Here is a 24,210-nt window from a genome sequence, read left to right as displayed (position 1 = left end):
CCATCGGCACCTCAGCACACCCCCGCCGGCGCTGCCACCGCCTGCTCAGCCGCGGAGGAACTCCAGCTGTGCAGCCACTGAGTTCTCCGCAGCCCGGCGCACGGCGGGATCGATGTCCGAGTAGACGGCGTCCGTGATTTCATGCACACCTGCACCGGCCCCCAGGTCGCCCAGTGCTGCACGGATCTGTCCGAGCCGTTCGTGGCGGTGTTCCCGGTACGAACGGACTACGGCATCCAGCGCGGGAAGCACGGGTCCGTGCCCGGGCAGGACGGTGGCCGGTCCAAGCTCCTCGAGCCTGTCCAGGGTTGCCAGGTAGTCGCCCAGTTTGCCGTCAGGAAAGTCCAGCACCGTGGTGCCGCGTCCCAGAATGGTGTCCCCCGTCAGCACCGAACCGTTCGGGCCGTCTGCGGGCAGGTGGAAGCATACGGAATCCGAGGTGTGGCCGGGGGCGGCAATGACGCGCAGCTCGATCCCCGCAGCGAGAATGGCCTCACCGTCTGTAAGCGGTTGACCTCCGTGACAGTGGCAGGCGTCCGCGGCGCGGACCGGTGCTCCCGTGAGTTCATGGAAGTATGCGGCGGCGGCCGAGTGGTCCGCGTGACGGTGCGTGACGAGGATGAGTTCCACCCGACCCTCAGCGGCCAGCTCACCGAGATGCCCTTCATCCAACGGCCCGGGGTCCACCACCACGGCGCTCCCGGACCCCGGGACGCCCAGCAAATACGAATTGGTGCCGTCCAGGCTCATAGGCCCGGGATTCGGTGCCAGCCGGAAACGCGCCAGGTCGCTGGCGGGAAGAATCGAAGCGGAGGATGCGGGATTCACGTCTCCATCTTCGCATTTCTGCTCCAACAGGACCGGAGGCGGCACCAGCTGCGTCAGGAAAGTACGACGCCGGGTGGCCCGCAAGCGTTGCGGGCCACCCGGCGTCGTGCGTCGGTCAGAGGGAGCTAGGCAAGGCGCGTCAGCCAGCCGTGCGTATCCTCGACGGTGCCCGTCTGGATGCCCAGGAGATGCTCGCGGATGGCCATGGTGGTCTCCCCTGCCTTTGCATCCTCGGAACCGATGAACTCCGTGGCGTCCTTGAGGACTCCGATGGGCGTGATCACGGCCGCAGTGCCGCAGGCAAAGACCTCGGTGATCTCACCCGATGCAACGCCGTCGCGCCATTCGTCCAGGGTGATCTTGCGCTCGGTGACGGTGCGGCCCATGTCCTTGGCCACCTGGATGACGGACATCCGGGTGACGCCTTCAAGGATGGTTCCGGTGAGGGCTGGCGTCACCAGTGAGCCGTCCTTCATGACGAAGAACACGTTCATGCCGCCCAGTTCCTCAACGGCATTGTCATTGAACTGGTCCAGGAAGAGGACCTGCTTGCAGCCGTGGGCCTCGGCTTCCTGCTGTGCGATGAGGGATGCCGCGTAGTTGCCGCCGCATTTGGCAGCACCGGTTCCGCCACGGCCTGCACGGGCGTACTCCCGCGAGATCCAGATGGAAACAGGCTTCAGCTCACCGCCGAAGTAGTTGCCGGCCGGTGATGCGATCACGCGGAAGGACACTTCACGGGCCGCGCGGACGCCAAGGAAGGCTTCAGTGGCGATCATGAACGGGCGGAGGTACAGGGCCTCGCCATCCCCGGCCGGAACCCACTCCCGGTCGGCCTGCACGAGTTCCCGGATGGCGCCGAGGAAGTATTCCTCCGGCAGTTCCGGCAGCGCGAGCCGGCGGGCGGACTTGTTCAGCCGCGCGGCGTTGGCCTCGGGGCGGAACGTCCACACCGATCCGTCGGCATGGCGGTAGGCCTTGAGCCCCTCAAAGATCTCCTGGCCGTAGTGCAGCACTGCCGCCGAAGGGTCAAGCGAGATGGGACCGTATGCCTCGATGCGTGCGTCATGCCAGCCGCCCCTGCCGTTCTCGTCGACGCTGTAGTCGACGACCGCGGTGTGGTCGGTGAAATAGTTGCCGAATCCTGGGTTCGCCAGGATGGCTGCACGCTCTTCAGCTGACTTCGGGGTTGCCGAAGGCTGCTGGGTGAATTCGACGCCATGGGCAGTCTGAGTCATGGTTCCTCCACGGTCGGCTGCCTGGTGTGTGGACGTGGTTCATCGTCGGACCACGGCAGCATGTTGGTGATTCGAAACAAGCTTACGCCTGATGCGGGCCCCTACAGGGCGGCCGCGATTGCGTCGCCCACGGCGCTCGTGGTGCGTTCCCCGCCGTCGCGGCCTTCGACGTCGGCGATGACCGCTGCTTCGATCTTTTTCGCGGCGTCGGTGTAGCCGAGGTGGTCCAGGAGCAGCGCAGCGGACAGGATGGCCGCGGTGGGGTCCGCCTTCTGCTGTCCGGCGATGTCGGGAGCCGATCCGTGCACCGGTTCGAACATGGACGGGGCCGTCCGCTCCATGTTGATGTTGCCCGAGGCGGCCAGGCCGATGCCTCCGGTGATGGCAGCGGCGAGGTCGGTGATGATGTCGCCAAAAAGGTTGTCCGTGACAATCACGTCGAAGCGCGAAGGGTCGGTGACCATGAAGATCGTTGCCGCGTCGATGTGCAGGTAATCATGGGTGACGTCCGGGAATTCCGGTGCCACCGCTTCAACGGTGCGCTTCCACAGGTGGCCGGCGTAGACCAGCACGTTGTGCTTGTGGACGAGGGTGACGTGCTTACGCGGACGTTCGCTGGCCCGGCGGAACGCATCGCGGACCACCCGCTCCACGCCGTGGGCGGTGTTAAGGGAGACCTCGGTGGCAACCTCGTGCTTGGTGCCGGCGCGAAGGGTGCCGCCGTTGCCGACGTAGGGGCCCTCGGTGCCTTCACGGACCACAAGGAAGTCAATCTCGCCGGGGTTGGCCAGCGGGCTGCCCACGCTACCGAAGAGGCGTGACGGCCGCAGGTTGACGAAGTGGTCCAGGCTGAAGCGGAGTTTGAGGAGCATCTCCCGCTCGATGATGCCGGACGGGATCCGGGTGTCACCGGGGGCAGCGCCGACAGCGCCGAACAGGATGGCGTCGCGGGTGCGGAGATCGCTGAGCACCTCGTCCGGCAGGGTCTCGCCCGTCTCCAGCCAGTGCTGCGCGCCCAGCTTGTAGTGGGTCTGTTCCAGGGTGACGCCTTCTGCGGCCACAACCTTCTCCAGGACCTTCAAGGCTTCGGCGATGACCTCAGGGCCGATGCCGTCGCCGGGAATGACAGCAAGATTAATCGTGGATGCGCTCATGTTTTCAGGGTAGCCAAGCCATCCACATGATGGTCAAGTTGTCTCAGTATTCGAAACACGCCGGGTAGGCGGAAGATGCGTCAGCGGCCTGGTACCGGGGAGGCCACCACCGCCACGTTCTTACCCCACGGATCCTCGGTGTAGCAGCTGATGAGGACAAGCCGATTGGGCGCTACAGCCCAGATTGGGCTGTCCTTCAAGGTGGCCTTGGTGTAGGTGGTGACGGAATCCACCCTGTAAGTCATGGTGCCGGAAGCTGTGGTGACGGTCAGTTCGTCGCCGGCCGCGGCGGCTGAGCTCAAGTGGTTGAACGGCGCATCGAGCCCCTCCCAGCTGTGGCCGATGATGTAGGTCGTGTTGGTGGAGCCGGCCCCGGGCGTCCCGAAGGGCGCCAGCCAGTAGGCGTCCATCGTCTCGGGCGGAACAATGCTGTGGCTTTCAGCATCAAGGGAATCGGATGCCAGGGGATGCACCACCACGTCCATTTCGGCCGCGGGGTACGTCAGCCTTTGCGGCGAAGACGCAGCCGGATACGAAACCGTTGGCTGTGCCGCGGGCACGCCGCCGTTGGCCAGCGGTGCAGCGGGCTCCCCGCCCGGCGCCGGCGCAGTCGCCGCGGCTTCAGGCGCGGTCGCCCCGGCCTGAACCTGCGGGTCAGGAACCTGCGGGTCAGCCTGCGCGACTGGAACCGGCCCTGAAAGAACTGTCGCAGCAGGCTCCCCCGCCGCGGGCGACCCGTGATTTCCGGAGCCGGTCACTCCGTACACCAGCCACGCTGCCAGAAGCCCCGCAGCGCACACGGCGAGCATCAGGATATCCCGGTAGCTGAGCAACAGGCCACGGATACCGACGGCACGCTTCTGCCGGTTTCGGCGATGACTGACCATGGGGGCTCCTGGTGCTGAAACTGAAATCAGTGAAAGGGAAGGCGGGTGCCGCGACCGCAACTTCACGGCACCCGCCCTGGTTGGGTTCCCTAGGTGTTCGCGCCGCGGGAGCGCAGGCCGCCCTTGACGAGCACCCAGCCACCTACCGCCGCGAAGAGCCCGGTCAACGCCGCCAGCCAGGCCGGGATCCCCGTGCCCGGGCTCCCAACGGCAGTCTGGACGTTGTAGCCAACGTTGCTGGCCGCCGGAACAGCTGCCGCAGCAGCACCGCCGGACGTTGAGGCAACCGGTGTCACCGCCGCCGCAGCCGGCACCGCGGCCGGAACAGCTGCGGGCGGCACGGCGGCAGGCAGCGCTCCGTCCGGGACAACAACGGTTGCCGGCACAACTTCGTCAACCGTATCCACGGGTCCGGGGTCCACCGGACCCGGATCCACCGGACCCGGATCCACAGGGCCCGGATCAACCGGACCCGGATCAACCGGGCCCGGATCAACCGGACCCGGATCCACAGGGCCCGGATCAACCGGACCCGGATCCACAGGGCCCGGATCCACAGGGCCCGGATCAACGGGGCCGGGATCTACCGGGTCGGGGTCAACGGGAGCGGGCGGAGCCACGCAGTTGTTGGCCAGCAGGATGAGGTTCGCTGCCGTGAGGTTCTGGCCGTGGGGTATGTCGTTCCCAGCGTTCGCCGGCACGATGTCGCCAGTGTCGCCGACGTGTGCCGCCAGCGCATTGAGACTGATGGTTTCCAAGAGATAGGGGTTGGACGCCGAGCCGGTGGCGTGGCAAATGGTGATCCTGTCATTGGGGGCGGCGTTCGCTGCAACTGTGGCACCCATCAGCCCCAGCCCCACCACCCCCAGAGTGGCGATAGTGCGTTTCATTTTCGGTCCCTCCATAGCAAATCCGATTCGAACTGACCGGACTGCGTGGAGTAACCGTCTTGAGACCAGGTACTGCAAACCTGCGTGAGACCTCAATGAGCGAATTGAATGGTGACGGTTACTCCCCAGCATTCGTCATCAGTTCGCTTGCCTTTTCAGGCTAGGTTTGCGGCTGAAGTTAAACCCGAGTAACGGGTACGCGATTACCAAACGGGCGCGGGTACCAATTACCTGCTTCGAGAATCTATTCACTCGAATGCATAGAGGGAACTACTTGGAGCCAGTACCTGTTTGAGACGGGAGGCTCCCCTTGGAACTGCCGTCCCGTGGGTGAAAAAGCGCTCCCCCACCCGGTGACCCGGGTGAGGGAGCCTCACAACAATTTGCTCACCTGCGGGAGCATTCTGCGGAAATTACGCTTCTGCCGGTTCCTCATACTTGGGGAAGATCGGCGCGGGGGCGGGCAGTTCCGTGCCGTGAACCAGCGGCGTGGAGATCGCCGCGAACCGGCGGGCGTCGCCGTCGGGCTGGCCGAGGGTCCCAAGCAGGGCGGAGGCCGCCGTCGGCATTACCGGCTGGACCAGGATGGCCACGATCCGGAGCACCTCAAGCGTCACATACAGCACCGTATTCATGCGTTCGACGTCGGTCTTCCGCAGGACCCATGGGGCCTGCTCGGCGAAGTACGCGTTGGTGTCGCCCAGAACACTCCAGATTGCTTCGAGGGCACGGCTGAATTCCTGCTTTTCAAACGCAGCCCGGGCGGCGTCCAGCAGTCCGTTGGCCTGGGCCAGCAGGGCGGTATCCTCGGCCGAGAAGGCGCCGGGAACCGGAACGCGGCCCTCGCAGTTCTTGGCGACCATGGACAATGAACGCTGGGCCAGGTTTCCGAAGTTGTTCGCGAGGTCGGCATTCATCCGTCCCACAATCGCTTCGTGGTTGTAGCTGCCGTCGGCGCCGAAAGGCACTTCGCGCAGGAAGAAGAAGCGCACCTGGTCCAGGCCGTACTGGGCCACGAAGTCCGACGGCGCCACGACGTTGCCCAGGGACTTGGACATCTTGACGCCGTTGTTGTGCAGGAAGCCGTGGATCATGATCCGCTTGGGCAGCTCCAGTCCGGCACTCATCAGGAATGCCGGCCAGTAGATGGCGTGGAACCGGGAGATGTCCTTGCCGATCACGTGGACATCCGCCGGCCAGAACTTCCTGAAGGACTCAGAGTCCACGTCCGGGTAGCCGATGCCGGTGAGGTAGTTCGTCAGCGCATCCACCCACACGTACATCACGTGCTTGTCGTTGCCGGGAACCGGCACACCCCAGTCGAAGGTGGTGCGGCTGATGGAGAGATCCTCCAGCCCGCGCTTGACGAAGCTGATGACCTCGTTGAAGCGGGACTGCGGAGCGCCGAATTCCGGATGTGCCTCGTACAGCGCCAGCAGTTTGTCCTGGTAGGAGGAGAGCCGGAAGAAGTAGCTCTCCTCGGCCGTCCACGTCAGCTCGGTGTCCGTCTCACGGGAGTAGCGCAGGCCGTCTTCCTTGAGCACCGTCTCGTCTTCGACGTAATACGCTTCGTCGCGGACCGAGTACCAGCCTTCGTACTTCGACAGGTAAATATCCCCGTTGGCCTCCATCTTCTTCCAGATGGCCTGCGAGGCGGCGTAGTGGTCTTCGTCCGTGGTCCGGATGAAGCGGTTGTACGAGATTCCCAGGTCGGCATGGGCCGCCTTGTAGATTTCGGCGTTCCGGTCCACCAGCTCCTTGGGCGTAATGCCTTCCTTCTCGGCAGCCTGCGCAATTTTCATGCCGTGCTCATCGGTGCCGGTCAGGAAAAAGACGTCGAACCCGTCCAGGCGCTTGAAACGGGCCATCGCATCGGTGGCAATGTACTCGTACGCGTGGCCGATGTGCGGCACGCCGTTGGGGTACGTGATGGCAGTGGTGATGTAGAACGGGGTTTGGGCTGAAGACGACACTCTGGGAAGTTACCTTTTTTCGGAACGGTGGCTGGGCCGGCAGACGGGAAACGCTACCCCTAAATCTAGATCAGTTCGGTCAGGGTATCGCTGAGCCGGACAAGTTCGTGGTCATGTGACGCCACCAGCACAGCAATACCGTCGGACGTGGTGTCCTTGAGGATGCTGATGATGCGGTTGGCTGACGTGCGGTCCAGGCTCGCGGTGGGTTCGTCCACTACCAGCACGCGCGTTCCCAGGATCAGTGCGCGGGCAATCGCCACGCGCTGACGCTCGCCACCGGAGAGCTGGGCGGGACGGTGCCGCATGCGCCGTCCCAGGCCCACCAGGTCCAGGAGGTCCTTTGCCATGTCGCGGCGCTGGTCCACTTCACCGTCCGGCACGGCCGGCAGCAGCACGTTCTCCAAAGCGCTCATGCCGTCAATCAGGGCACCGCCCTGGTCCACGTAGCCGATCAGTGCCCGACGGCGGTCGGCGATTTCGTCGTCGCCCATGCTCTCGAGGGACTGTCCTTCCCAGAAGACACGGCCCGACGTCGGCAGCGTGAGTCCGGCGCCGACGGTGAGGATGCTGGTCTTGCCCGAACCGCTTCGGCCGGCGACGCAATGCATTTCACCGGCGTGGAGGGTCAGGTCGAAGCCCTCGACGACGTTGACGGCGTCGGCTCCGCCCTTCTGGCCCCCGTAGCGGATGGTGATGTTGCTCAGTTCCAGCGGGGTCCCGTGGTCTTCGGCCTTCAGGATGGTGTTGGCACGGGTCTGGAGCAAGCCGTCCCCGGCCTCATCCTGGGGAATCCGGTCGAGATTCAGGTCGTTGTTCATTGGACCACTTTCGTTGCAATTGGAATCCAGCAAAGTACAGCCACGAGCCCGGCCAGTGCGGCCCAGAGCGCGGCATAGGGTGCGAGCAGCAGGCCGATGCCCAGGGCGCCCACCACGCCAAGCGGCAAGGCCACCGTACCCACGAGGGCGTTTTCGAACAGCCGCACCTGGCCCAGCATGTCGGGGTTCCAGCCCATCGCTTCGAGGGTGCCGAGGTACTGGCGCTTGGCCTGGAGCTCAAAGCGTCCGGTCACGAGGGTCAGCACCAGACCCACCGCCACTCCCGAAAGGGCCAGGACAATGCTGGGCAGGGCCACGCTTGCCGCGGCGAGACCGCTCAGGGCACTCGCGCCGGCTGCCCGGGGAATGTCGATCAGGAGGGCGATCAGCCCGCCCACAGCAGCCCCGAAGACGCCGACGGCGACAGCCAGGGAGATGGTGTTGAACTTGTTGGTGCTGAGCTGCCGGTTGGCGAACGTGAGCGGGGAGTCCACGGCGATCAGCCGCTCATCGTGCTGCGGTTCCTGGTCCACTTCGTCGCGGTGCCTCAGCTGCTGGGCCGCGAAGTACGCGGCGGCCAGGTAAAGCACCAGCACGGATGCGGAGACGATGACGGTCGCGACGTTCCAGCTGACCAGGCTCAGGACAATGCCGGCAATGGCCAACAGCCCCGCTCCGACGCCGAATTCCGCAAGCACCCAGCTGCGGATCCGCGTCTGGGTCCAACCCATGGCCCGCAGTGTGCCGGCTTCGAGGCGGCGCTGGCGGATGTAGCTGACGGTGGACGCCCCTGTAAGGAGGGCGGCCCCGATGAGGGTCAGGAACAGCAGGGTCACGTTGGTTCCGGTCAGGGAGCCGGTCACGGCATCGGCCGCATCCTGGCGGACCCAGGACTGGCTAACGGTGCCCAGCGCGGATTCCTTGCCGGCGTCGTCCTTGGAATAGCCGGGGACGAAGATGTTGGCGTCTTCACGCGCGGAGCCGGCAACAACGGTGGCTTCCAGACCCATGTCGCGGATTTCGTTGGCGAGCTGCTCCACCTCCGGCTGCGACTGCTTCCAGCTGCCCGGCGCCTTGGCACGGACGCGGACGGCGTCGATCACGGAAGCGTTCTCTTCGTACCCCCGTGCCGCGGCGAGGCCGTAGTAATCGGTGATGGCACCGGCGGACTGGCTGACCAGTCCGGTGGCGCTTAGCGAGGGCTTGAGTTCGGTGTTCTCGACCTTGTTCCCCTGCGCGTCCTCGGTCAGGGTAAGCGGTGAGGGGTCGTAGCCGCCCAAAGGCAGCCGGTTGATGTCTCCGGCGGCTTCCTGGACCTTGTCGGCGTCGAACGTGCCATAGACCATGGCGAGCGGAGCTGCGAGCTTGGTGCCCGTTTCCAGGTTCTCGCGGTAGGAGCGCTCGTCGACCGGTTCCCGCTGGGTCTGGTCGACCGGTGCGCCGCCGGCTCCCTTCTCCGGGAGCCGGTTGACGGTCACCCACTCCCCCGGTGTCGCCGTCTTGTCCACGGCGCCGTTGCCGGCGGTGTCGCCGTCGGTGTATTTGGGAGCCGATGCGAAGTCGGTGCTCCACGTCGCCGGGTTGTAAAGGCCCTGGCTGAAGTTGCCGGTGTTGCCCAGCAGCTGGGAGTAGTCCTGCGATCCCGGCCAGGAAAGCGCAAACGGCGACTTGGAGACGAACGGGAGGTAGTCCTTGTCCAGGGAGCGGGTTACGGTGCCCACATCCTTGACCACGTTTCCGGAATCGTCGATTTCCTCAATCTTGACCGTGTACTTGAGGTCCAGGGAGGTACCCGAGCGGACGATCAGCGGGATGGCCTGGGAATCGGCGGTGAGCTGGCCGTTCCGTTTTGCCTGCTGGAACTGGGTCATCAGGGGAGCCCAGTACTTGAGTTTGACGCCGAGGAAGTCAGGTCCCTCCTCGAGCTCCTGCATGCTGATTCCGGTGGTGAACAGGCTTTCGAAGTGCCGGCCGATTGCTCCGGCGTTGCGGGCATCCGCCGGCGGCGCCTTTTCGAGCGGTGCCAGGAAGTCACCGGCGGTCCCCAACAGGGCGCGCTCCGAGACGGGGTCGACGGCGACGACCGACTCCGTCACCTGCGGCGCCAGCGGAAGGGAAACGGAAAGATTGAAAAGGTTGTGTTCGGAACCGCCGGCCGGAGCCGGGAACTTGATGCCGGTCTCGCCTTCGGCGCCCGCAATGCGGATGCTCTTGCCGCCGGCGGTCTGCTCTTCGACGAGCCGCGCCTTGCCGAGCGAGCCCTCGGCCATGGACTTGAACAGCGTCTGTTCGGACTTGCCGTCCGAGCTGACGGCGCTGGCCGTCATCCGGTATTTCTTCGCCTCGTCGGTGAGGACGGATTCGGCTGCCGGCCACTTGCTGGGGTCGGTTGCCCCGGGCTCCCCGGCGGTTGCCGTGCCCACGAGGCCGGCGTTGAAGCCCAGGTAGTCCATGGCGTCAAGGCGCGGGGACTCCAGGTTCTGCGACACCCGGGACACCAGGCTGATCGGAGCCGCCACGGACGTGCCTGAGAGCTTCCTGATGCCATCCAGCTGATCGAAGCTGATGCCGCCCTGGCCATTGGCGATTTCCGGCTGCATCAGCGCTCCACCGGACCCGGCCTTGGCCTGGACCAGGATGTCATAGAGGCCGCGGGAATTCTCGTCGACAGTTCGGTTGAGCGCCGCCTGCGACTGGCCCTGGACGAGGACGGACAGGCACATGGCGACGATCAAAATGGCCGCGGTCAGCAAAAGCACTCGGCTTCTGATGAACCTCTGGACGGCGTTCATTGGGCTCCCTGAAAAGCTCGATTGCGTGTGTGCACACCTCAGTCACACCTAATGGATGTGAAGGCGTCCCCTGCCGGGCGTGCAAAAAATAATGGCCGGTCTGCCGGCCGGATCCGAAAATCGGACCCAGCCATTGTACGCAGACCGGCCAATCATATGTGGCAGAAGTTAACCTCTGTCACAGGAAGTTCACCGAATAGGCGGGATGTCAGTCTTCGAGATCGACTTCACGCACCATTTCGGCACCGATGCCGGCCTTGATCGCGTCAAGGACCTGCTGCGGCACCGAGCTGTCGATGGTCAGGAGAGCCAGGACCTGGCCGCCCTCCGCCTGGCGCGCAACCTGCATGCCGGCGATGTTGATGTTGTTCATGCCCAGGATGTGCCCGATCGTGCCGATCACGCCGGGGCGGTCGGCGTAGGCCACCACCACCAGGTGCTCGCTGATCGGGATTTCCACTTCATAGCCGTTGACGCCCACGAGCTTCTGGATCTGCTTGGGTCCGGTCAGGGTTCCGGCCACGGAGATCTGGCTACCGTCGCTCAGGGCACCGCGCAGGGTCAGGACGTTGCGGTACGACTCAGTGTCCGGAGTGGTGATCAGGCGGACGTTGATGCCGCGCTGCTCGGCAATGACCGGGGCGTTGACGTAGGAGACCTGTTCGGTCACAACGTCGGCGAAGATGCCCTTGAGCGCGGCCAGTTCCAGCACCTTGACGTCCAGTGAGGAAATCTCGCCGGCAACTTCAACGTCGAACTGGGTCAGGGATGCGTGGGTCAGCGCCGTGAAGATGCGGCCCAGCTTCTCGATCAGCGGGATGCCCGGGCGGACGTCGGGAGCGATGACGCCGCCGGCAACGTTCACTGCATCGGGGACCAGCTCGCCGGCCAGCGCCAGGCGGACGGACTTGGCCACGGAGACGCCGGCCTTTTCCTGTGCTTCGTCGGTGGATGCGCCCAGGTGCGGGGTCACCACGACGTTGTCCATCTCGAAGAACGGCAGGTCGGTGCTGGGTTCCTTGACGAAGACGTCAACACCGGCTCCGGCGATCTCGCCGTCCTTCAGGGCCGCGTGGAGTGCTTCCTCGTCCACCAGGCCGCCGCGGGCAACGTTGATGACGTAGGCGGTCGGCTTCATCTTCTTGAACGCCTCGGCGCCGAGCATGCCCACCGTTTCCGGCGTCTTGGGCATGTGGATGGTGATGAAGTCCGACTGAGCCAGCAGTTCGTCGAGAGTCACCAGCTGCACGCCGAGCTGGGCTGCACGGGCGGAGGTGATGTAGGGGTCATACGCCAGGATTTTGGTGTCGAAGCCCTTGAGGCGGGCCGCCACGAGGGCACCGATCCGGCCCAGGCCGATGATGCCGATCTTCTTCTCGTAAAGTTCAATGCCGGTGTACTTGGAGCGCTTCCATTCGCCGTCCTTGAGCGCGGCACTGGCCTGCGGGATGTGGCGCGCGAGGCTCAGGATGTGGCCCACCGTGAGTTCGGCGGCCGAGACGATGTTCGACGTCGGTGCGTTGACCACCATGACACCGGCCTGCGTTGCGGCCCTGATGTCGACGTTGTCCAGGCCGACGCCGGCGCGGGCAATGACCTTCAGGTTCTTGGCCGCAGCGATGGCCTCGGCGTCCACCTGGGTGGCAGAGCGGACCAGGATGGCGTCAACATCCGCGATGGCTGCGAGCAGCTGGGAACGGTCGGCGCCGTCGGTCTGGCGGATTTCAAAGTCCGGGCCGAGGGCCTCGACTGTGGCGGGTGAAAGTTCTTCGGCGAGCAGTACTACGGGTTTTGACACGGCTGATCCTCTGCGTTGCAGTCCTGGGGATAAATCAAGTCTAGGCTGACGGAAAGGCCGGGCTCACATTGTTAAGTGTGAACCCGGCCTCACTGTTGTCTTCTGCCTGGCGGCTGAATGCCGGGCTTAGCGGGCTGCCGAACCCTCTACGTAGTCCTCGTCCTGCTGCTGCCAGGAGAACAGGCCGCGCAGTTCGCGGCCAACGCTCTCGATGGGGTGCTGCTCAGCCTTGGCACGCAGCGCCTTGAACTCGGCGCCGCCGTTGTCCTGGTCGTCGATGAAGCGCTTGGCGAACGCGCCGCTCTGGATGTCGGCGAGGACAGCCTTCATGTTTTCCTTCACCTCGGGGGTGATGACGCGCGGGCCGGAGACGTAGTCGCCGTATTCTGCGGTGTCGGAAACACTCCAGCGCTGCTTGGCGATGCCGCCTTCCCACATGAGGTCAACGATGAGCTTGAGCTCGTGAAGGACCTCGAAGTAGGCGATCTGCGGCTGGTAGCCGGCCTCGGTCAGGGTCTCGAAGCCGTACTGGACCAGCTGGGAAACGCCGCCGCACAGCACGGACTGCTCGCCGAAGAGGTCGGTTTCGGTCTCTTCGGTGAAGGTGGTCTTGATGACGCCGGCGCGGGTGCCGCCAATGGCCTTGGCGTAGGACTTGGCCAGTTCCCAGGCGGAGCCGGAGGCGTCCTGCTCCACGGCGATGATGTCCGGGATGCCGCGGCCGGCTTCGAATTCGCGGCGCACGGTGTGGCCCGGAGCCTTCGGGGCGATCAGGATGACGTCAACGCCTTCCGGTGCCTCGATGTAGCCAAAGCGGATGTTGAAGCCGTGCGCGAAGGCGAGTGCCTTGCCCGGGGTCAGCTTGTCCTTGATGGAGTCGTTGAAGATCGAGCGCTGGTGCTGGTCCGGAGCCAGGATCATGATGACGTCGGCCCATTCGGCGGCGTCCGCCACGTTCTTGACGGTGAAGCCGGCATCCTGTGCCTTGGCGATCGACGCCGAGCCTTCCTTGAGGGCAATGACAACGTCGACGCCGGAATCGCGCAGGTTCAGGGCGTGGGCGTGGCCCTGCGAGCCGTATCCGACGATCGCAACCTTGCGACCCTGGATGATCGACAGGTCTGCATCGTCGTCGTAAAACATTTCAGTCACTTGGGTAACTCCTCTTGAGTGGATTCACTGGTAATTAGTCTGTGGTGTTGCGGTACTGCACGGGCATTGCGCTGCAGGCAGGACGGTGCCTGCCTATGCATCAGGCGCTGCGCAAGGCCCTGTCACTCATGGAGCGGGATCCCCGTCCAACGGCCAGGGTGCCGGACTGCACAATTTCGCGGATGCCGAAGGGCTCGAGCACTGACAGGAGTGCAGTGAGCTTTTCGGGGTGGCCGGTTGCTTCAATGACCACGGAGTCTGTGGAGACGTCAACCACTGAAGCGCGGAACAGGTCTGCAGCCTGGGTCACCTGCAGACGTGTCGCGGCATCCGCACGTACCTTGACCAGGATGTGGTCTCGCTGTACGGAAGATTCGGAGGTCAGCTCGACGATTTTGATCACGTTGACCAGTTTGTTGAGCTGTTTGGTGACCTGCTCAATGAGGTCACCGTCGGCGTCGACGACGACGGTCATCCGGGACATGCCCGGGACCTCCGTCGGGCCGACGGCCAGGGAGTTGATGTTGAAGGCCCGGCGGGCAAAAAGACTTGCGACGCGGGTCAGCACACCGGGTTTGTCTTCGACCAGAACGGACAGCGTGTGGCGGGTCATGATCAGTCCTCCTCTTCCCATTCCGGGGTCATGTTGCGGGCGACCTGGATCTGGTCGTTGCTCACTCCGGCGGGCACCATCGGCCACACCATGGAGTCGGGGCTCACCACGAAGTCGATGACCACGGGGCGGTCATTGATCTCAAGGGCCTTCTGGATGGTGGCGTCGATGTCCTCGTCGCGCTCGCACCGGAAGGACGCGCAGCCGTAGGCCTCGCCCAGTTTCACGAAGTCCGGAATCCGGACCGTCTCGTGTCCGGTGTTCAGGTCAGTGTTCGAGTAGCGGCCCTCATAAAAGAGCGTCTGCCACTGGCGAACCATTCCCAGCGAGGAGTTGTTGATGACGGCAACCTTGATGGGGATCTTGTTAATGGCGCAGGTGGCCAGTTCCTGGTTGGTCATCTGGAAGCAGCCGTCACCGTCGATGGCCCAGACCACACGGTCCGGTTCGCCCACTTTGGCACCCATGGCCGCCGGTACGGCGTAGCCCATGGTGCCGGCACCGCCTGAGTTCAGCCAGGCGTGGGGGCGTTCGTACTTGATGAACTGCGCGGCCCACATCTGGTGCTGGCCCACTCCGGCCACATAGATCCCCTCGGGTCCGGTGAGGGCACCGATGCGTTCGATGACACGCTGCGGGGCGGATAGTCCGTCCTCCGGCTCCGTCCAGCCCAGCGGATACGTTTCCTTCAGGTTGTTCAGGAACGTCCACCAGTTGTCCAGGTCCGGCTTGCCGGACACCTCGAACTGCGTCTTCACGGCCTCGGTGAGCTCCGGGATGATCTCCTTGACGGATCCCACGATCGGAACGTCCGCCGTGCGGTTCTTGGAAATCTCGGCCGGATCGATGTCCGCGTGGATCACCTTCGCGTTGGGTGCGAACGTCTTCAGGACTCCGGTCACCCGGTCATCGAAACGTGCTCCGAGCGTGATGAGCAGATCCGACTGCTGCAGCGCGGTCACGGCGGAGACCGTACCGTGCATGCCGGGCATGCCGACGTGCTGCGGGTGGGAGTCCGGGAAGACGCCGCGGGCCATCAGTGTGGTGACCACGGGAGCGCCGGTGATTTCTGCCAGTTCCCGCAGTTCGGCCGCAGCGTGGGCCTTGACTACGCCGCCACCGACGTACAGCACGGGCTTGCTGGCCGCGGCAATCAGCTTCGCCGCTTCGCGAACCTGCTTGTTGTGGCCGCGGACCACGGGACGGTAACCGGGAAGGTCGATCTTCGGCGGCCAGGAAAAGGTCATCTGGCCCTGCTGCGCATCCTTGGCGACATCCACCAACACCGGACCCGGACGTCCCGTGGAGGCAAGGTGGAAGGCCTCGGCCATGACATGCGGGATGTCGTTGGGGTCGGTCACCAGGAAAGAGTGCTTGGTGATCGGCATCGTGATGCCGACGATGTCCGCTTCCTGGAAAGCGTCAGTGCCAATGACTCCGCTGGATACCTGGCCGGTGATGGCCACCAGCGGTACGGAGTCCATGTGCGCATCCATGATGGCGGTAACGAGGTTGGTGGCTCCGGGGCCGGAGGTGGCAATACAAACGCCTACCCGCCCGGTAACCATGGCGTAGCCTTGCGCGGCGTGGCCGGCTCCCTGTTCGTGACGGACCAGCACGTGATTCATGCGGGAGGCCATCAAGGGGTCATAGGTGGGCAGGATCGCGCCACCGGGCAAACCAAAAATATCGTCCACGCCGAGTTCTTCGAGCGAGCGGACAATAGCTTGCGAACCGGTCATCACCGTCGGGGGTACGACGTTGTTCGGTCCAAGGACAGGAGAGACAGCAGCAGCGTGGTCGACGCCGGCATCGGCCGTGCGGTCGGCGCGTTCCGGAGCCTTGGGGGCTCCAGCGGACTTTGTAGCCATCAGCGAGGGGCTGATCGGCGATCCTTTGCTCATCGGACTCTTCCTTTGTGGATCTTCATTAGCGGGTTGTTCTCAGGGCGGAATTCAATTACTTGCAACAAATAAAAAAACCCCTCAGCCTAGTGGCTCTTCGAGGGGTTGCGCGTGACGGTTCGTTACCAGTCGGGCTATTGAGCCACGCGCTTGGTAAGGACGACGACGATGCCGGTAACGAATGCGATCATGCGTTCAGTTTTCCCTCTGGTAAGAAGCGTGTCAACGACGACGGCGCGCATCTCACCATATGGACTCCATTGTCCACAGACCGAACGCAGGGCTCGGTCGCGTATTCCTAAAGGTATCCCCCCGCACAAGCCCCACCTAGGAGGCAGGGCTTAATAAGGGGATCCGCGGGCCCCTTGGCGTGCGGCGCCCCGCGCCGCACGCCAAGGGAAGGAATCACCCGCAGTATGCCCCTGTGGAGGCGCTGTGCACCAGCTTGGCGTACTTGGCGAGCACGCCTTTCGTGAACTTGGCCGGAAGCGGCTCCCAGCCGATCTTGCGGGACTCGAGCTCGGCGTCGTCCACCAGCAGGTCGAAGCTGCGGGCAGCGATGTCCACGCGGATCCGGTCGCCGTCCTTGACGAAGGCGATGGGGCCGCCGTCGACAGCTTCCGGCGCAACGTGGCCGATGCACAGTCCGGTGGTTCCGCCGGAGAAGCGGCCATCGGTCAGCAGCAGCACATCCTTGCCCAGGCCGGCGCCCTTGATGGCACCGGTGATGGCGAGCATTTCGCGCATGCCCGGACCGCCCTTGGGACCCTCGTAGCGGATGACCACAACGTCGCCCTTGTTGATTTGTCCGTTGTCCAGCGCATCCAGGGCGCCCTGCTCGCGTTCGAACACGCGGGCGGTGCCTTCGAAGACATCGGCGTCGAAGCCGGCACTCTTCACGACGGCGCCTTCCGGTGCCATGGAACCGTGCAGGATGGTGATGCCGCCGGTCTTGTGGATCGGGTTGTCCAAGGCGCGGAGGATCTTGCCGTCGAGGTCCGGCGGGTTGATGGACGCGAGGTTCTCGGCAAGGGTCTTGCCGGTAACGGTAAGGCAGTCGCCGTGCAGCAGTCCGGCGTCGAGCAGTGCCTTCATGATGACCGGCACGCCGCCGATCTTGTCCACGTCCGTCATGACGTAGCGCCCGAAGGGCTTGAGGTCGCCGAGGTGCGGGATCTTGTCGCCAATGCGGTTGAAGTCGTCGAGCGTCAGTTCAACCTCGGCTTCGCGGGCAATGGCCAGCAGGTGCAGGACGGCGTTGGTGGAGCCACCGAATGCCATGGTCACGGCGATGGCATTCTCGAACGCCTTCTTGGTCATGATGTCGCGGGCGGTGATGCCGAGGCGGAGCAGGTTGACCACCGCTTCGCCGGACTTGCGGGCAAACTCATCGCGACGGCGGTCTGCCGAGGGCGGGGCGGCGGAGCCCGGAAGGGACATGCCCAGGGCTTCCCCGATGCAGGCCATGGTGTTGGCCGTGTACATGCCGCCGCAGGCGCCTTCACCCGGACAGATGGCCTTTTCGATGCGCTCCAGGTCCCCGAGGCTCATCTTGCCGGCGGCGCAGGCACCCACGGCTTCGAAGGCGTCGATGAGGGTGACTTCCTTTTCGGAGCCGTCCTCAAGCTTGACCCAGCCCGGCATGATGGAGCCGGCGTAAAGGAACACACTGGCGAGGTCCAGGCGCGCGGCGGCCATCAGCATTCCCGGCAGCGACTTGTCGCAGCCGGCCAGAAGCACGGAGCCGTCAATGCGCTCAGCCTGCATCACGGTTTCCACGGAGTCGGCAATGACCTCGCGGGAGACCAGGGAGAAGTGCATCCCCTCGTGACCCATGGAGATGCCGTCGGAAACGGAGATGGTTCCGAACTGCATGGGGAAACCGCCGCCGGCGTGGACGCCTTCCTTGGCGCCCTGGGCCAGGCGGTTCAGGGAAAGGTTGCAGGGAGTGATCTCGTTCCAGGAACTGGCAACGCCAATCTGGGGCTTCGCAAAGTCGTCGTCGCCCATGCCCACCGCCCGGAACATGCCACGCGCGGGCGCGGCGTGTATTCCATCGGTTACGACCCGGCTGCGGGGCTTGATATCCGGCTTGTTTTCTGTCGCGGTTTGGGTGTCCTCACTCATGGGTCAAAGTCTATTGCTCAGAGAAGGGCGCCAACGACCGGGAAGGGCGGGTTAAGCCGAAAACAAGGAATATTTCGATCAAATAGTGGACTCTCGTCTCAAATAATGAGATGGCAAACCCTGGGGGGCCTTTGCTTGTGTCACGCGTCACTCCGGCTGGCGGTGTTGATGGACTCGGCCTCCGCCTCAAGCATGGACAGGACTTGCTGGATGGTGGTGCGTGCCGCCACATCCGGGCGGGCAAGCGCGACGATGCTGCGGCGGGCAGTAACTCCGAGCAAAGGACGGAGCACAAAGCCGCGATCCTGGTTTCTCAGGGCTGTGTACCTGGGAAGCAGGCTCAGCCCGTGGCCGGCGCTGACGAGCGCCTCCAGCACCCGCAGGTCGGGAAACAGCTGGGCGCGAAACGCCGGGGCCCCCGCATGAACCTCAATCTGGCGCAGCACGGTGTCAAACGGAAAGCCCTCCGGCACGCCCATCCAGGGAAACCCCACCACATCGCCGGCTGTCAGCGAAGGCTTTGCCGCCAGGATATGGCCGGCCGGCATGGCTACATCCAACGGCTCGTTAAGGAGCGGGACCACAACGAGCCCCTGCCGGGCAAAAACGTCGGGGCCGTCCACGCTGTGGGCGAGCACGACGTCGTAATCAGCGGCGAGGGCAGTAAACCCCGCGACGCCGGGGTCCTCGAAGCGGGCCTCGAACCGGAGGCCCTCCACTTCCTTAACCCGGTGTAGGAGGCCCGGGAGGAACATCTCAGCTGCGCTCGGAAAGAAAGCCGCCTTGACATGCGTTTGCCAGCCCTGCCGGTACGTGTCGATGGTTGCTTCGGCGCGGGCCATGGCCGTTGAGACGTCCGCCGCAGCCGCCGCCATGGCCCGGCCCGCCTCTGTGAGGCGCACTCCCCTGCCGGATTTTTCGACCAGGACAACGCCCAGTTCATCCTGGAGGGTCTTGAGCTGCTGGGAGACGGCTGAGGGCGTCACATCCATCGCTTCGGCAGTGGCGCCCACGGTGCCCCGGTCCGAAAGTTCGCGGAGAATCCGGAGCCGTTTCAAATCCATGAGCCGAGGCTACAGGACGGCCCCGATTACCCCATGTAAGCCTTTACAGCCGTAATCACACCGACGTAACGTCAAGCAACGGCAACCTTGCCTTGTGGACAGAAGGGCTCTGCTATGGACTGGATCATTTGGATCATCGTCATCGTGGTAATCGTCGGGGTCATCTGGTGGCTCCTGAATCGAAACAGTTCAGGGAATACCACCGGGTCTTCGGCGTCCTCCGATTCCGGTGTGTCCGCTCCACGGGCAGAGCAGACCGGCGCCGCCAAGCCCGCTGGCGGCGCACCATCAGGCGGGGGCGCGGCAGTGTCGGCAGAGGCAGCCGCCACGGCCGGAATGGCAAGTGCCGCAGGCTTCGGCTCTCCTGCCGGACCGTCCGCGCCGACGACGGCCGATGACGCCAGGGACCGGCAGCGGGCCGCCGAGGCGGAAGCTGCAACTCTCCGTCCTGCAGGGCAAAGCATGCCGGGGCCTACAGATGCTGCGCCGGCAGCGTCAGCGGCTGGTCCCGCGGCGTCAGCGGCTGGGCCCGCAGCGTCAGCGGCTGGGCCCGCGGCGGCTGTCCCGCCAGCGGGGTCGGCACCGGCGAGTTCCGCTCCGGCCGGTCCCCTGCCAGCGAGCGCGGTCCCGGCCGGCGGGGACGTGGATGACTGGGACGACGACGTGACACCGGCCCCGGCCGGCTCCGCTGCTGCAGAAACAGGCCGGACAGCCGAACAGGACAGGACAGCCGGGGCGGACCGCGCCGCAGTGGCAGACAAGGCCGAGTGGGAAGCGCAGTGGTCCGAGTCTGCCAGCACTCCGCATGCGGTCGAAACACACCCGAGGGACGCGGAAGCCAAGGAGGCGGCAGCACGGGAAACGCCCGCCGCCGTCAACAAGCAAGCACCAACCCACCATCCCGAGTACACGGAGCCCCACGCTCCCACCCTTCCCGGCGCCGAATCCGCCGCGGCCGAGGATGTTGCGTCCGATGATATGGCGGCTGATGAACGCCCAACGGCAGCGCCGCCCTCACGCGAAGCGGAACCGGCACCCGTCGGCGGAGCCGCACCGGCGGCAGGGACCCATACGGGCGTCCTCTCCGATGGAGATGCTGAAACGCTGCAGGCTGCCGCGTCATCAGCGGCCACAGAAGCGGCCGCAAGCCATACTGCAGAGCCCGCCGGGCATCTCGCAGCCGACAAGCCCTACGGCGAAGGGTCCGCGGCTCCGGGGCCGGACGGCAGCGGACCGGAGGGCTACACGGTCAAGGGCGATGCACAGTCGATGATCTACCACGATGAAACCAGCCCGGCCTACGAAGAAACCACTGCCGAGGTGTGGTTCGAATCTGCCGCACACGCAGAAGCGGCAGGATTCCGGGCGCCGCGTCGGAGTCGGCACTAGGCCGGGACCGTCAACCGGGCGGGGCGGGGTCCACCATGAACCCGAAGAAGGCGGGGCGCGCACCCGGGCGTGCACTCCGCCTTTTGCCTGCCGCCACCGCACTGTTCTCGTTGCTCGCGCTGGCGGCCTGCACCGGCGGAGGCAATGGCACTCCCACGGGCAACGCCGGGTCAGCCACCGGCAGCAACTCAGCGGCCCAGGAACCGCAGGTGCTGCGGACCATCGAAGGGCTGCGGCTGCCCTGGTCCACCGTCTTCCTGCCGGATGGCACCGCCATCATCTCCGAACGTGACAGCGGCGAACTCAAGTCGGTCAAAGACGGCAGGACGACGTCACTCGGCAGCATCCCCGGGGTTGTTCCCGGTGGAGAAGGCGGACTTTTGGGGTTGGCCGTGTCACCCGACTACGGCTCCGACAAGTCGCTGTTCGCCTACTTCACGGCCGGCGCGGACAACAGGATTGCCCGGCTCACGCTGACGGACCCGGAAACGGGGAGCCCGTTGAGCCTTGGACAGCCGGAGATCATCTTCTCCGGCATCCCCAAGGCCTCAACGCACAATGGAGGCCGCATCCGCTTTGGACCCGACGGACATCTGTACGTCGGAACCGGTGATTCACAACGCCGCGACCAACCCCAGGACCCGAACGCGATGGGCGGCAAGATCCTCAGGATCACTCCGGAGGGCCGGCCTGCACCCGGGAATCCCTTTGGCGACAACCCCGTCTACAGCCTTGGCCACCGGAATGTGCAGGGTCTCGACTGGGATGATTCGGGCAGGCTGTGGTCCAGCGAATTCGGTCCGACAGTGGACGATGAACTGAACCTGATCCAGCCGGGCGGCAACTACGGCTGGCCGGAGGTCACGGGTGCGCCGGGCAGGGACGGCTTTATCGACGCGAAGGTGGTCTGGCCCTCTACCGCGGAATCGTCTCCAAGCGGACTGGAAATCGTGGGCTCCACGGCTTATCTCGGAGCGCTCAGGGGTCAGCGGCTTTGGGCTGTCCCGCTCGAGGGTGAAAATGCCGGCAATCCTGTGAGCCATTTCACAGGCCGCTTCGGGCGCATTCGCGACGTTTCGCTCGCCCCGGACGGCACATTGTGGATGCTGACCAACAACCAGAACCCTGATTCCGCGCTGATTTTGGCCCCTCCGGGCCGCCCGAAGAGCTGAGCCGGGCGCCGATTTCACACTGCGCTAATTCTCGTGTAGAGTTTCATGTCGTTGCGGAGATGAACGCGGGAAACAAAAGCCCCCGGGAAGAACCAAAACAACAGCTGCACCTCTAGCTCAACTGGCAGAGCAATTGACTCTTAATCAATGGGTTCCGGGTTCGAGTCCCGGGGGGTGCACCACGGAAACCCCGTCTTCACTGGCCACAAGCCGTGAAGGCGGGGTTTTGTTTTGCCCGGACAGGGCCGGCAGGGCGACGCCCGGCTGGACTACGCCAGGGGCCACCTGTTACAGCGGCCCAAACTCCCGGGTGCCCACCGGATCCCGCCACGTCACCGACATCTCCTCCAGCGCCGCGCGAAGCTGAGGATCTGCGGAAATATCGGCAAGGAAATCGCGCCTGGCGTGCTCTATGAAGTAGGACGGCACGGCAAAGACGCCGCCGAAAAAGGCGAGAGTCATGGCGGCATGGCCGAGCAGAAGGGCGGCGCCTTCAGACCAGGGGCGGACAGCCAGAGCAGAAAGCCCGGGCCGCCTCCACTGACTGCACCAAGAATCCCGAGCCCCGTGAATGCCCCTCCGGCTCCCAACGCGGCACCGGCCAGGCCTCGGAGTTGGCTTCGGTTCCAGGCCATGGCACGAAGTGCTGTTGTCACCCCCGCAGGCGCGTAGCGGGCGGCGTCCTCCGAGAGCCAGTATCCGAGTTCGCGTTGCCGCGGCTGGGGAACGAACACATCGTCGTGGTGTGTGGCACGTGGTGTATTCGCCATCCGGTGCGTCCTCCCGAGTCAGCCATCGGGGAGCAGGTCCCCAAGGACCAGTCCCGCATCAACGCCTGCAGGAGCAGGTCCCGTGTGTACCGGGTCAGGGTATCGCCCGTCTTGAGGCACGGACTCATTTTTCTTTGGCAAAAATTCACCCTAAGCATCGGAATACCTGCGAAATGCTGGATAAGGTGACCTCATTACTAGGTGCGGGAGGTCAAACCATGGCTGTCTTTCGGTTTACTGTGACGGGCACGATCGAGGCGGATGTCGACGCCCTGGGCGCCGCCATGGCTGCCTCCCTCCCGCCCCATCTCACCGACGCCGACGCAATAATCGCGCTGGAAAGCAGCCTGGAGTTCAGCGAGAACCCAGGCTCCGCTTTGCAGGCGTTATTGGAAATGGGAGTGATGGGGATCCTGCAGGCCAAATTGGGCCCCTTGAATAAGGGCTGGGACATTCAGGCCCTGGAAGCGATAGCCGTCCGGCTTCTGGGGTAGGAAAACTCAGCTGGCGCTGTTGGCGTCCACCGTGAGGCCGGACTCGGCGCTGGCCACAATGGCCTTGGTCTCCGGCGAGGAAAAGCGGCTGGCAAGGACAGTAACGACGGCCTGGAGCTCCTGCCGCAGGACATCGGGGTCGATCGAAGCGGCTGCAAGGACGGTTCGTTCCATATCAGCTGCCGCACCTACGGCCTCAACACCCCGGTCCGTGAGGGACACCACGTGGCTTCGGCGGTCAGACGTGCTGCGCTCGCGGCGGATGTGCCCGTGCACCTCAAGCCGGCTGAGGGTTTTCCCCATAGTCTGGGCCTGGACGCGCACCAATTGGGCAAGCTGCGCCTGGGTCATGGGTCCGTTGAGGGCAAGAACCTCCATGGCGATAACCCCGGCATGGGTAAGCCCGATGGCTCCCAGCTTCTCATTCCAGGAATGTTCGACGAGGCGTGCCGCCGTGGACAAGAGGCGCCCTGTGGGCCAGCGATCCATATCAGGCATACCACTTAGTATAGCCAGCGCCGGATTCGTCGCCCGCTCCCCCGCTTACTAAGCTTGGATATCCAGTACATTCCAGAGGAGAAAATCTTGGCTGAACGACTCATTCCCGGCACTCCGGCACCGGACTTTACGCTGAAGGACTCCGCAGGGAACGATGTCAGCCTGCAGAGCCACCGCGGCCGGAACACCATTGTGTACTTCTACCCGGCAGCGTCCACACCCGGGTGCACCAAGGAAGCGTGCGACTTCCGCGACACCCTCGCATCCCTGCAACGCGAAGGTTATGACGTCCTGGGCGTGTCCCCTGATCCGATCGAGAAGCTTGCCAAGTTCGCCGAAGCAGAGGGACTGACTTTCCCGCTCCTGTCCGACGTGGACCACTCCGTGGCCGAGGCCTACGGCGCCTGGGGGGAAAAGAAGAACTACGGACGGACTTACGAAGGCCTCATCCGCTCCACGATTGTGGTGGATCCAGAGGGCAAGGTGGCGGTGGCGCAGTACAACGTGCGGGCTACCGGCCACGTGGCGAAGCTGCGCCGGGACCTCGGCCTGGCGTAGGTCTTTCCTCCCGCTGAGCCGGGCGCCGGGTTTGGTTTATTACCGAGCGGAAGGCACCGCTTGGCAGGTACACTGGAGCCTGGCATCC

At 64.7% G+C, this 24,210-nt stretch carries 21 protein-coding genes and 1 tRNA gene; 5 read left to right on the top strand and 17 right to left on the bottom strand.

Annotation, left to right across the window (positions count from 1 at the left end):
* Positions 1-45 precede the first annotated feature (45 nt).
* From J2805_RS11510 to J2805_RS11445, 14 genes are all read right to left on the bottom strand, one after another.
* The gene (locus J2805_RS11510; RefSeq protein ID WP_309976188.1) at positions 46-828 is read right to left on the bottom strand and encodes an MBL fold metallo-hydrolase; all 783 of its coding nucleotides are present in this window, start codon (positions 826-828) and stop codon (positions 46-48) included.
* Positions 829-953: 125 nt separating this feature from the next.
* Positions 954-2,066 carry a branched-chain amino acid aminotransferase gene (locus J2805_RS11505; RefSeq protein WP_309976186.1) on the bottom strand — a complete coding sequence of 371 codons (1,113 nt, stop codon included), beginning with the start codon at positions 2,064-2,066 and terminating at the stop codon, positions 954-956.
* Between the two features lie 101 nt (positions 2,067-2,167).
* Positions 2,168-3,220: a 3-isopropylmalate dehydrogenase gene (locus J2805_RS11500; protein ID WP_309976183.1), complete on the bottom strand. Its 1,053-nt coding sequence runs from the start codon at positions 3,218-3,220 to the stop codon at positions 2,168-2,170.
* An 80-nt stretch (positions 3,221-3,300) separates the two neighbouring features.
* Positions 3,301-4,107, bottom strand: a complete 807-nt coding sequence (locus J2805_RS11495) for a class F sortase (RefSeq protein ID WP_309976182.1) — start codon at positions 4,105-4,107, stop codon at positions 3,301-3,303.
* 89 nt (positions 4,108-4,196) lie between these two features.
* The gene (locus tag J2805_RS11490; protein WP_309976180.1) at positions 4,197-4,997 is read right to left on the bottom strand and encodes a hypothetical protein; all 801 of its coding nucleotides are present in this window, start codon (positions 4,995-4,997) and stop codon (positions 4,197-4,199) included.
* 413 nt (positions 4,998-5,410) lie between these two features.
* A complete protein-coding gene (gene metG / locus J2805_RS11485; protein ID WP_309976178.1) occupies positions 5,411-6,970 on the bottom strand; it encodes a methionine--tRNA ligase in 1,560 nt (519 codons plus the stop codon).
* A 65-nt stretch (positions 6,971-7,035) separates the two neighbouring features.
* On the bottom strand, positions 7,036-7,791 hold the full coding sequence (locus tag J2805_RS11480; RefSeq protein WP_309976176.1) for an ABC transporter ATP-binding protein: 756 nt from the start codon (positions 7,789-7,791) through the stop codon (positions 7,036-7,038).
* Complete coding sequence (locus tag J2805_RS11475; RefSeq protein WP_309976174.1) at positions 7,788-10,583, bottom strand: ABC transporter permease; 2,796 nt, start codon at positions 10,581-10,583, stop codon at positions 7,788-7,790. Before J2805_RS11475 ends, J2805_RS11480 begins: the two co-directional genes overlap by 4 nt.
* 208 nt (positions 10,584-10,791) lie before the next feature.
* Positions 10,792-12,381, bottom strand: a complete 1,590-nt coding sequence (gene serA / locus J2805_RS11470) for a phosphoglycerate dehydrogenase (protein ID WP_309976172.1) — start codon at positions 12,379-12,381, stop codon at positions 10,792-10,794.
* A gap of 126 nt (positions 12,382-12,507) precedes the next feature.
* Positions 12,508-13,533: a ketol-acid reductoisomerase gene (ilvC, locus tag J2805_RS11465; protein WP_309976171.1), complete on the bottom strand. Its 1,026-nt coding sequence runs from the start codon at positions 13,531-13,533 to the stop codon at positions 12,508-12,510.
* A 100-nt stretch (positions 13,534-13,633) separates the two neighbouring features.
* A complete protein-coding gene (ilvN, locus tag J2805_RS11460; protein ID WP_028271611.1) occupies positions 13,634-14,146 on the bottom strand; it encodes an acetolactate synthase small subunit in 513 nt (170 codons plus the stop codon).
* A 2-nt stretch (positions 14,147-14,148) separates the two neighbouring features.
* Positions 14,149-16,050 carry an acetolactate synthase large subunit gene (locus J2805_RS11455; protein ID WP_309976168.1) on the bottom strand — a complete coding sequence of 634 codons (1,902 nt, stop codon included), beginning with the start codon at positions 16,048-16,050 and terminating at the stop codon, positions 14,149-14,151.
* A 405-nt stretch (positions 16,051-16,455) separates the two neighbouring features.
* Positions 16,456-18,177, bottom strand: a complete 1,722-nt coding sequence (ilvD, locus tag J2805_RS11450) for a dihydroxy-acid dehydratase (protein ID WP_309976166.1) — start codon at positions 18,175-18,177, stop codon at positions 16,456-16,458.
* A 140-nt stretch (positions 18,178-18,317) separates the two neighbouring features.
* Positions 18,318-19,241 carry a LysR family transcriptional regulator gene (locus tag J2805_RS11445; protein ID WP_309976164.1) on the bottom strand — a complete coding sequence of 308 codons (924 nt, stop codon included), beginning with the start codon at positions 19,239-19,241 and terminating at the stop codon, positions 18,318-18,320.
* A gap of 114 nt (positions 19,242-19,355) precedes the next feature.
* Between J2805_RS11445 and J2805_RS11440 the strand changes: the two genes are divergently transcribed.
* The 3 genes from J2805_RS11440 (at position 19,356) to J2805_RS11430 (ending at position 21,984) form a co-directional block, all read left to right on the top strand.
* The gene (locus J2805_RS11440; RefSeq protein ID WP_309976163.1) at positions 19,356-20,630 is read left to right on the top strand and encodes a sunset domain-containing protein; all 1,275 of its coding nucleotides are present in this window, start codon (positions 19,356-19,358) and stop codon (positions 20,628-20,630) included.
* Positions 20,631-20,665: 35 nt separating this feature from the next.
* Positions 20,666-21,802: a PQQ-dependent sugar dehydrogenase gene (locus J2805_RS11435; RefSeq protein ID WP_309976161.1), complete on the top strand. Its 1,137-nt coding sequence runs from the start codon at positions 20,666-20,668 to the stop codon at positions 21,800-21,802.
* A 106-nt stretch (positions 21,803-21,908) separates the two neighbouring features.
* Positions 21,909-21,984: transfer RNA gene (locus J2805_RS11430), tRNA-Lys, on the top strand.
* Between the two features lie 106 nt (positions 21,985-22,090).
* Here the strand turns inward: J2805_RS11430 and J2805_RS11425 are convergent.
* Both J2805_RS11425 and J2805_RS11420 read right to left on the bottom strand, forming a co-directional pair.
* Positions 22,091-22,264 (bottom strand): hypothetical protein, encoded by a 174-nt coding sequence (locus J2805_RS11425; protein WP_309976159.1) that lies wholly within the window; start codon positions 22,262-22,264, stop codon positions 22,091-22,093.
* Positions 22,261-22,572 carry a hypothetical protein gene (locus tag J2805_RS11420; protein ID WP_309976157.1) on the bottom strand — a complete coding sequence of 104 codons (312 nt, stop codon included), beginning with the start codon at positions 22,570-22,572 and terminating at the stop codon, positions 22,261-22,263. Before J2805_RS11420 ends, J2805_RS11425 begins: the two co-directional genes overlap by 4 nt.
* Positions 22,573-22,790: 218 nt before the next feature.
* Here J2805_RS11420 and J2805_RS11415 point away from each other — a divergent pair, with 218 nt between their 5' ends.
* Positions 22,791-23,066, top strand: coding sequence for a hypothetical protein (locus J2805_RS11415; protein ID WP_309976155.1), 276 nt, complete (start codon positions 22,791-22,793; stop codon positions 23,064-23,066).
* A gap of 6 nt (positions 23,067-23,072) precedes the next feature.
* On the opposite strand, the gene J2805_RS11410 is transcribed toward J2805_RS11415, so the two are convergent.
* On the bottom strand, positions 23,073-23,555 hold the full coding sequence (locus tag J2805_RS11410; RefSeq protein WP_309976329.1) for a MarR family winged helix-turn-helix transcriptional regulator: 483 nt from the start codon (positions 23,553-23,555) through the stop codon (positions 23,073-23,075).
* 96 nt (positions 23,556-23,651) lie between these two features.
* Between J2805_RS11410 and bcp the strand changes: the two genes are divergently transcribed.
* Positions 23,652-24,122 (top strand): thioredoxin-dependent thiol peroxidase, encoded by a 471-nt coding sequence (gene bcp / locus J2805_RS11405; protein WP_309976153.1) that lies wholly within the window; start codon positions 23,652-23,654, stop codon positions 24,120-24,122.
* Positions 24,123-24,210: the final 88 nt, after the last annotated feature.

This window comes from Arthrobacter oryzae (genome assembly GCF_031454875.1).
In the GTDB taxonomy this organism is placed as follows: Bacteria; Actinomycetota; Actinomycetes; order Actinomycetales; family Micrococcaceae; genus Arthrobacter; species Arthrobacter oryzae_D.
This window is presented reverse-complemented; position numbering and strand designations above follow the sequence as displayed.

Excerpts from the sequence above, each read along its gene's own strand:
- J2805_RS11480 (WP_309976176.1), bottom strand. The coding sequence starts at position 7,791 with ATGAACAACGACCTGAATCTCGACCGGATTCCCCAGGATGAGGCCGGG.
- ilvD (WP_309976166.1), bottom strand. The coding sequence starts at position 18,177 with ATGAGTGAGGACACCCAAACCGCGACAGAAAACAAGCCGGATATCAAG.
- J2805_RS11455 (WP_309976168.1), bottom strand. The coding sequence starts at position 16,050 with ATGAGCAAAGGATCGCCGATCAGCCCCTCGCTGATGGCTACAAAGTCC.
- ilvN (WP_028271611.1), bottom strand. The coding sequence starts at position 14,146 with ATGACCCGCCACACGCTGTCCGTTCTGGTCGAAGACAAACCCGGTGTG.
- J2805_RS11475 (WP_309976174.1), bottom strand. The coding sequence starts at position 10,583 with ATGAACGCCGTCCAGAGGTTCATCAGAAGCCGAGTGCTTTTGCTGACC.
- J2805_RS11410 (WP_309976329.1), bottom strand. The coding sequence starts at position 23,555 with ATGGATCGCTGGCCCACAGGGCGCCTCTTGTCCACGGCGGCACGCCTC.
- J2805_RS11445 (WP_309976164.1), bottom strand. The coding sequence starts at position 19,241 with ATGGATTTGAAACGGCTCCGGATTCTCCGCGAACTTTCGGACCGGGGC.
- J2805_RS11440 (WP_309976163.1), top strand. The coding sequence starts at position 19,356 with ATGGACTGGATCATTTGGATCATCGTCATCGTGGTAATCGTCGGGGTC.
- J2805_RS11490 (WP_309976180.1), bottom strand. The coding sequence starts at position 4,997 with ATGAAACGCACTATCGCCACTCTGGGGGTGGTGGGGCTGGGGCTGATG.
- J2805_RS11435 (WP_309976161.1), top strand. The coding sequence starts at position 20,666 with ATGAACCCGAAGAAGGCGGGGCGCGCACCCGGGCGTGCACTCCGCCTT.
- J2805_RS11505 (WP_309976186.1), bottom strand. The coding sequence starts at position 2,066 with ATGACTCAGACTGCCCATGGCGTCGAATTCACCCAGCAGCCTTCGGCA.
- J2805_RS11415 (WP_309976155.1), top strand. The coding sequence starts at position 22,791 with ATGGCTGTCTTTCGGTTTACTGTGACGGGCACGATCGAGGCGGATGTC.
- J2805_RS11495 (WP_309976182.1), bottom strand. The coding sequence starts at position 4,107 with ATGGTCAGTCATCGCCGAAACCGGCAGAAGCGTGCCGTCGGTATCCGT.
- J2805_RS11420 (WP_309976157.1), bottom strand. The coding sequence starts at position 22,572 with ATGGCGAATACACCACGTGCCACACACCACGACGATGTGTTCGTTCCC.
- J2805_RS11425 (WP_309976159.1), bottom strand. The coding sequence starts at position 22,264 with ATGACTCTCGCCTTTTTCGGCGGCGTCTTTGCCGTGCCGTCCTACTTC.
- J2805_RS11500 (WP_309976183.1), bottom strand. The coding sequence starts at position 3,220 with ATGAGCGCATCCACGATTAATCTTGCTGTCATTCCCGGCGACGGCATC.